Source organism: Staphylococcus sp. GDX8P80P (assembly GCF_017893095.1).
Classification (GTDB): Bacteria; Bacillota; Bacilli; order Staphylococcales; family Staphylococcaceae; genus Staphylococcus; species Staphylococcus borealis.
This window is the reverse complement of record NZ_JAESMI010000082.1, coordinates 1-7,548: the sequence shown is the minus strand read 5'-3', so window position 1 is coordinate 7,548 and position 7,548 is coordinate 1. Positions and strand designations below refer to the sequence as shown.

Below are 7,548 nucleotides of genomic sequence, written 5' to 3'. Positions count from 1 at the left end.
TCAAAAAATTCAAATTGAACGGTTTAGTTAAGTAATGCTTATTTTAATGATAAGTACTTGACTAATCGTAGGAAAGGGAGTGGGACAGAATTCTTTTTGAATTCGTCGTCCCACCCCCGCAAGGATGACTAGAACTGAGAAAAGCTTGATTTAAGCGCCTTCTCAGTTCAGTCAACTACTGCGAATTTGCAAAATAGCTTCATTATATTATTTTTGTCCCAGCCTCTGCTATTGAATTATTAATAACCTGAACCGACTTCTTCCCCGTCTTCATCGTATTCTGTTACATAACCATCATCCGTATCAACGGTATAAGAACCGGCTAAATCTCCATTTTTATCAGTAAATGAGAAGCCCCACTTGCCGTCATCTGTTTTCTCTGGTTCTTTGTATGTGTATGTGTCCGTATCTAACGTATGACCTTCATATGATTCTACTTTATCAATAACATTGTCACGCGTTACTTCTTCTGAACTTGAATCAGAATCATCGCTGTCACTATCTGCATCCATTTTATCATCGATATATTTATCAATTTCATCATCATCAAACGTTACTGTGACGTCTGTGACATCATCATCGTCGTCTCCAGCACTTGTCACATTCACTGAATCCGATTTAAACGTTTTACCTTCATATGTGCCTTGTGCATACACCGTTACTTCTTCATCAGGATCGTATGGTCCATATGTCTCAGAAGATGTTTCACTTCCAATTTCTTTATCATTCGCATATATTTTTACGTTATTTAGCATATAGCCACCATCAACGCTAACGGTGAAACGTTTTTGTTTAAATGATTCATAAGCAATAGCACTATCACTCATGTTAATCATTAACGCCCCTTTGAATTTCTTGCCATCAATATCTTTTGTGGCTTTTAAATTATAATCACCGATTGGGAACGTACCAAGCGTTTTTTCTTCATCTTCAGAAACTGTTGTCGTGCGTTTTTTACCATTATACTCATAAGTAATATCTCCACTACTACTAGGATAAATGCTTACGGATTTTTGTGGAACATTAAATGTGTAATTATCAAAGAATAAGAATTTCTTGCCATCCTTAGAAATATTTAACACATTGTTCCCATTAGCATCGACAGACAAATTGTTGAAGCGATTATCTTTAATTTCTTTCGCACTTTGTTCTACATTGCTGCCAACATTATTTAAATCATCTTCTGTTTTAATATAATTTAAATACGCGCGTGCTTCTTCCTGACTTAACTTTTGATCGTTTTGTGTTGTAACTTCTTTGGCTAATGCTTTTTCATCGTCTTTCTTGATTGCTTGTGCAATATTTGATGCTTGCTTTTCCGGAGAAAATTGATTTTTTAATAATGAAAATGCAACGATTAAAGCGATGAGCAATACAGCTATAACAGCAATAATAATCCACGTCTTTTTATTATCGCCTTTACGTGGTTGTTGATCATATCTAGGGTCATAACCTTGCTGTTTATAACTGTTGTATCCCTGATTTGAATGTTGTTCATGCATGTCTTGTCGACGTTGGTTATGATGATTTTGGTTATGATCATGTTGTGTATTAGCGCTATTCGACTTAGATTGGTGAACAGGCTTACCACAATTTGTACATACCTTCACACCTTCACGAAGCGGTTGCCCACAATTACTACAATATTTCATTAGTAGATCGAACTCCCATCAAATAGATTATTGAACTCACTGATTAAGTTAGCAAAGATTTGATTAAATAAAGATTCCCCAAAAATCGTTACAAATAAGAAGAAAACAATAATGTAAATAATCACACCATAAAAACTTGAGAAGCGCGTATGATGATTGGCACTATATTTAGCAATCATGTACACACCTGAAATAACAATTAACAAGATGGATAGCATAAATAATGCGCCACCAAATCCATATGAATTAGCAAATATTAAAATCAATGCAAGTACTAATACTGCGACTGAAACACTATTGATCAATATAAAATCCGACAATACTTTTCTAAATGGAATTGGCTGTCTCACTACTAAACGTGTGATACCATACGTCGCACCTACGATAACCGCTAAGAATAAAATGATGGCTACAATAATCGAAAAGATAATTTGACTCTTAGGTGTCGCAAATAAACCAATTGTTGAAGGTATTGCAATCGCAAGTAACAATGCGATGACTAATAAACCAATAACGAGTAAAGAAAATAACAATTTAAAACTAAATGCTTGTTGGCTTTTTAGAACTTGGTCAGGTGCTGCGAAAGCACTTCTGAAGAAACCTTTACTTTCTTCTGTCACTTCTTTTGCCTGTTCACTAAATTGGCTTGATTGTTGTGGTTGTTGATAGTTTGAATACGGATCATTATATTGTTGTTGACTGTGATATGTATGTGATGCGTTGTTGTGAGGTTGTTGATTTGATTGTGGCTGATGCATTTGATGTTTTTGAGTTGTTGAATGATGTTCAGATACATGCTGGTTATCTATCACTTTGCCTTCGTCATTATTACGTTTATCTTGTGTTGTGTTGTTTGTTCTAGATAATTGTTCATTATGATTTGATGTCGTTACGTGTTCTTCTCCTAATGATGCACTTGTATCGTTTCGTCGCCCATTCGTCTCTGCATTTGAGATATCTTTCTCAGCAGAATTAACCGTTTGGGACTGCTTATCTATTTTATGGCCACACTCGCCACAAAATAAATCGTTAGGCTCGATTGTACTTCCGCAATTTGGACATTGCATAGGTGTTCCCTCCAATTTTTAATTTTTTTAATCTTCAAAAAGTATATCATTTATTTTGTATTGTTTTCTACATTGTTTTAAACTTTCTATCAAAAATATTATATATTCTAAAAAGTAATATTTGGACATATGCATTTTATACATTTACCTAAATATTGCTTCACTTAATATTGAAATAAAAAAGTGGCTGGGACAAAATAAAATGTCTCAGCCTTGTTATCATTTTGGCAGTAGCTGACTGATTTCAAAATGCACTTAAATCAACTTTTTTCAAATCTAGTCATCCTTACGGGCGGGGCCCCAGCAATGAGCATTTCATCAAGAAATCCTACAAGCTATGCAAGTTGGGAGCGGGACAACGAAATTATTTTAATTTCTGTCCCACTCCCAAAACTACTTCTATACGCTATTTTTATTTACTCGAATGTACCTGGGTTAAAGCCAGCTTCCCATTTATTAAATGGCCAATATCTTAATACAACTTTACCCACAAGTTGATCTTTATCTACTAAACCAACTTCAGCGAAACGGCTATCTATACTATTTTGTCTGTTATCACCTAAAACTAAATATTTATCTTTAGGGATTTTGTTCTTACCGTCAGCACCATTCACTTGGCTTGTCTTAAATGTACCAGTTAAATACTTACCTTGTTTGTGTTTCTTATTATAATCTAAATACGGCTCTGATACCTTTTTGTCATTCACATATAATTGATCACCTTTGTACTCTACTTTATCACCAGGCATACCAATCACACGTTTAATAAAATCACGTTGTGCATCTTCATGGAAGACAACAACATCACCATTATCAATGTGATTCAATGTTTTAGAAATTTTACTTACAATCACTTTATTTCTATCTTGAAAAGTTGGATACATCGACGACCCTGATACTGTGTATGATGTGCCGATAAACTTTAATACAATACCTACAATTAAAAGTGCGCCACCAATGGCTACAATCCATTCAATTATCTCTTTTTTCAATTAAACCCCGCCTATCATCTTTTATAAACATAACTTACTTTATCACAAAATCATTGCAAAGTCGTTTCACTCATCTTTAAATCCGGTAACGTTATTACCCTCAAGTTCTTACTAAAGACATCGCATGCTATCATGAGGTCTTCTCTAACATATTGTTAGCCTCATCGTAACAAACCTCTTAGAACATTACTATTCAAGTTATCACATTTAAGTGTGCCTTCTCACTTTTATTTTCAAAAATAAAGTCAATCTTTCATATTCGTAAGAAATAACAGCGACTTTGTAAGGTTAGATAAAGGCAGTACTGACGCAATCTTCCTACAATTATAAGTGTAATAGAAATAAGGAGTGATGATATTGAAAACCTTAAGAAATACAGTCATTGCAGTCATTACTATTGCAATTGTCATAATTGGAGGATTATTTGGATTAGATGCCTATTCCAATCAACACCCTAACAATCATGCAGTCAATGATTGGAATAAATTGAACCCCGTAGCACCAACATATAACTATTATGTTAAGACACAAAAACCATCAAACGTAGAAGTCGTTGATAAGGAAAAAGACTTCTATATCTACCATTACAACCAAACAGGTTACACCAAAGACGGTAAAGCTAAAAAGATTGATTATACAGCATCTAAAAAATTAAAAACGAATCATTACCTAGTTGTAAGTGAGAAATCTCACACTATTACATCATATGAAGAAGTCAAACAATCAGAAATTCCAACTCAAGCAAAAGAAAAATTATAAAACGAGCAAGGAGTGCGATGGACATGCCAATTTTAAACGTCAATCATTTATCAAAAGTATATGGAAATAAACAAAAATATAAAGCGCTAAACGACATTAACTTTTCAGTGGACAAAGGAGAATTCGTCGCCATAATGGGCCCTTCTGGTTCAGGAAAGACGACGTTACTCAACGTCATTAGTTCGATTGATAGTATTTCTGGAGGCACTGTTGAAGTAAGTGGCAATGAGATTAATAAGCTGAAGGAGAAACAATTAGCACAATTTCGCAAAAAAGAACTCGGATTTATCTTCCAAGATTACAGTGTGCTACCGACATTAACCGTAAAAGAAAATATCATGTTGCCGTTATCTGTTCAAAAAGTGAATAAAGATGAAATGGAACACAATTATAAAGAAGTAACGGAAGCACTCGGTATTTATGATTTAAGCAATAAATATCCAAGTGAAATATCAGGTGGTCAACAACAACGTACAGCAGCAGCACGTGCTTTCGTTCATAAACCATCGATCATCTTTGCGGATGAACCAACTGGCGCACTTGATTCGAAAAGTGCGCAAGACTTACTCAATCGTCTTGAAGATATGAATGCACAATTCGATAGTACTATTATTATGGTAACCCATGATCCATCCGCTGCAAGCTTCGCACAGCGTGTCATTATGTTAAAAGATGGACATATTCACTCAGAAATCCACCAAGAACATAAGTCAAAACGTGACTTTTATGATGAAATTATTCAATTACAGTCTGCCTTAGGTGGTGTCGCAAATGACATTTAATCAGATTACACTCAAAAATTTAAAAAGTAATTTTAAAAATTATGCACTATATCTCTTTTCATTAATCTTTAGTATTATTTTATACTTTAGCTTTGTCACTTTGCAGTATACGCATAGTATCAATAACGGTGGTTCTCCAAAAGTGATACAAGAGGGTGCTAAAGTAGGTGCAGTGTTCTTATTTATTACAATTATCATTTTTTTAATGTATGCGAACCAATTGTTTACTAAACGTCGAACACGTGAATTTGCATTATTTCAACTCATCGGTTTAACACGACAAAATATTTTACGAATGCTAGCAATTGAACAGCTTACTTTCTTTATTATCACAGGTATCATAGGTATTTTAGTAGGCATTGTTGGTTCCGAACTTTTACTTAATATTCTAGTGAAAATGATGCATCTGAAAGTAGACGTGACGATAGGATTTGAATTACCTGCATTAATTCAAACAATAGTGATGCTTGTACTCGCATTTATCTTGATTATGTTTCAGAACTACCTTTTTCTAAAAAGAAGAACGATACTGTCTATGATGAAAGATAGTACAAAATCAGAAGCGACTAAATCAAAAATTACTGTTCCTGAACTTATTGCCGGTATTCTAGGCATTGTCATGATTATCTTAGGCTATTACATCTCCACTGAAATGTTTGGCAAATTCCAAGGATTAACGATGGCCTTAGTAACACCTTTTCTCATTTTATTTCTAACTGTTGTAGGGGCGTATTTATTCTTTAGAAGTTCAGTATCTATCATATTTAAATCTCTGAAAAAATCAAAACATGGTCGCGTTTCAATTACAGATGTTGTATTTACATCATCTATTATGCACCGCATGAAGAAAAATGCGATGTCACTTACAATTATCGCGATTATTTCAGCAATAACGGTAACGATTCTATGTTTTGGTGCAATTAGCAAAGCCAATACGGATTATATGATTCAAACATCATCTCCTCAAGACATTAACTTTACTAAATCGCAATCAGCTCAAAAATATGAGCAATTATTAAAACAACATCATATTCAATATAACACTACAACATTAGAGGGAAGTAATACGAAACTGCTCAAAAATGATGTGTTAAAAAGTAAAACATCTAACGGTATACAAAATGCTGGTGTCATTGTTGTGTCAGATGCGCAAATCAAAGGTAACCATGCTACAATTACGAATATACAGGGTCCACTGTCAGGTATGGTAAGTGTTCATACAGATAATGATATGACACTTCAAGCCCAACAGAAAGTGACATTACTTGTAAATCAAAAAAATGACAATGAAGTCATCCCATCAAATGTGTCTATAGGTGGTCCCGTATTAAAAGTGAGTCCAGACGTTTACAATAAATTGAAACTGAAAGATCAATTATTACATCATTATGGTTTCGATATTAAACAGCACCAAGACATATCAAAAGCGGAAAAATTAGCTAAAAAAGTGAGTCCAACTGTAGCGCTGAAAAGCGATACAAAACAAATGCTTGATGAAAGTAACGGTATTTTAATGTTTGTGACTTCATTCTTAGGACTAGCATTCCTAATCGCAGCTGGATGCATTATTTATATTAAACAAATGGACGAAACTGAAGATGAAATTAACAATTACCGTATCTTAAGACGTATCGGTTTCACACATACTGATATGACGAAAGGTTTGGCCTTAAAGATATTATTCAACTTTGGTTTACCTTTAATTATCGCGTTACTACACGCCTTATTTGCAGCACTAGTATTTATGAAACTAATGGGAGAATTCTCTCCAACACCGATTATTATTGTGATGATTGTGTATTCACTCGTATATCTTATTTTTGCTGTGATATCGTTTGTTCACGCAAATCGGATTGTAAAACACGCTATTTAATAATTAAGAAGAAAGGATGTTTTTAAATGAATATTAAAGAATTAATTCGTAAATCTTATGAGGATTTATTAAGTTTAAAAGTCAACTGGTTTAATGGCCTAATGTTAGTACTTATCGTCTTTATCTTAAGTAGTATTGCAACACCATTTATTGGAGTGCCGGTAGGCTTACTTGGTGGCGGTTATCTCTTGAAACGTTACGAAGAAAAACAAGACAACTAATCGTCAATTGCAAAGTAGATTGGGAGTGGGAGAGCCTGGGACATAAATAATATGATGGTGCTATTTTGCAAATTCGCAGTAGCTGACTGAACTGAAAATGCGCTTAAATCAAGCTTTTTTCAGTTCTAGTCATCCTTGCGGGCGGGGGCCCCAGCAAAGAGAATTTCATCAAGAAATTCTACAAGCAAAGCAAGTTGGGGTT

7 protein-coding genes are annotated in these 7,548 nt (G+C 34.2%); 4 read left to right on the top strand and 3 right to left on the bottom strand.

Annotated elements, in window-relative coordinates:
- Nucleotides 1-239: 239 nt before the first annotated feature.
- The 3 genes from KA858_RS08075 to lepB form a co-directional block, all read right to left on the bottom strand.
- Nucleotides 240-1,652, bottom strand: coding sequence for a zinc ribbon domain-containing protein (locus KA858_RS08075; RefSeq protein ID WP_210125584.1), 1,413 nt, complete (start codon nt 1,650-1,652; stop codon nt 240-242).
- Nucleotides 1,652-2,719 carry a zinc-ribbon domain-containing protein gene (locus KA858_RS08070; protein ID WP_210125586.1) on the bottom strand — a complete coding sequence of 356 codons (1,068 nt, stop codon included), beginning with the start codon at nt 2,717-2,719 and terminating at the stop codon, nt 1,652-1,654. Before KA858_RS08070 ends, KA858_RS08075 begins: the two co-directional genes overlap by 1 nt.
- Before the next feature lie 416 nt (nt 2,720-3,135).
- The gene (gene lepB / locus KA858_RS08065; RefSeq protein ID WP_210125588.1) at nt 3,136-3,711 is read right to left on the bottom strand and encodes a signal peptidase I; all 576 of its coding nucleotides are present in this window, start codon (nt 3,709-3,711) and stop codon (nt 3,136-3,138) included.
- 351 nt (nt 3,712-4,062) lie between these two features.
- Between lepB and KA858_RS08060 the strand changes: the two genes are divergently transcribed.
- The 4 genes from KA858_RS08060 to KA858_RS08045 are packed head-to-tail and all read left to right on the top strand — an operon-like array spanning nt 4,063 to nt 7,346.
- On the top strand, nt 4,063-4,470 hold the full coding sequence (locus KA858_RS08060) for a YxeA family protein (RefSeq protein WP_210125590.1): 408 nt from the start codon (nt 4,063-4,065) through the stop codon (nt 4,468-4,470).
- Nucleotides 4,471-4,493: 23 nt separating this feature from the next.
- Complete coding sequence (locus tag KA858_RS08055; RefSeq protein WP_210125592.1) at nt 4,494-5,252, top strand: ABC transporter ATP-binding protein; 759 nt, start codon at nt 4,494-4,496, stop codon at nt 5,250-5,252.
- The gene (locus tag KA858_RS08050; RefSeq protein WP_210125594.1) at nt 5,242-7,125 is read left to right on the top strand and encodes an FtsX-like permease family protein; all 1,884 of its coding nucleotides are present in this window, start codon (nt 5,242-5,244) and stop codon (nt 7,123-7,125) included. The genes KA858_RS08055 and KA858_RS08050 overlap by 11 nt, the downstream gene beginning before the upstream one ends.
- A 26-nt stretch (nt 7,126-7,151) precedes the next feature.
- Nucleotides 7,152-7,346 (top strand): VraH family peptide resistance protein, encoded by a 195-nt coding sequence (locus KA858_RS08045; RefSeq protein WP_107629423.1) that lies wholly within the window; start codon nt 7,152-7,154, stop codon nt 7,344-7,346.
- Nucleotides 7,347-7,548: the final 202 nt, after the last annotated feature.